Source organism: Rhizobium sp. P1_E6 (genome assembly GCF_056405875.1).
Window position 1 is genome coordinate 1 of the sequence record NZ_JBFUBG010000360.1, and the last position, 598, is coordinate 598.

Annotated in this window: 1 protein-coding gene; it reads left to right on the forward strand. The window is 51.0% G+C overall.

Translation table 11 applies throughout. The features are described from left to right. Nucleotides 1-217 precede the first annotated feature (217 nt). The coding region (locus tag AC1D35_RS36745; protein WP_477943000.1) for an IS110 family transposase at nt 218-598 on the forward strand (381 nt) is incomplete at its 3' end.

Below are 598 nucleotides of genomic sequence, written 5' to 3' on the forward strand. Positions count from 1 at the left end.
TTCCAGCACTGCTCATGCATGAAATTTCGGTGACATGCTGAACATCAGCCAAAACATCACTGAATCAGCCGCCAGAGTGAAATCCTTCAGATGGGGTATTCGGCTTGGCACCTCGTCTTCATGCGATTTAAGATTGTCGCGGAGGTGCTGCGCTTCGAGTGATGATAAAACGTGGTCTGTATCGCAACAGCCACAAGCATCAGAAAGGAAGCGCAGCATGAACCATTATGTTGGATTAGACGTCTCTGTGAAAGAGACTTCCCTGTGCATCGTTGATGGAGCAGGTACCATTTGCCGAGAGCTGAAAGTCACCAGCCATCCGGATGATCTCATCGAGGTTCTGAGTAATCCTTCCTGGCATCTTGTGCGTATCGGCCTTGAAGCTGGTCCGTTGTCGCAATGGCTTTTCGAAGGTCTCACAAGTGTTGGTCTGCCGGCGGTTTGCATCGAAACTCGTCACACGAGAGCTTTCCTAAAGGCGACAGTGAACAAATCGGATCGCAATGATGCGCGTGGTATCGCGCAAATGATGCGGGTGAGCCTATTTCGGCCAGTGCATGTCAAAACGCTTTCGAGCCAGAAACGACGGGCTCTGCTC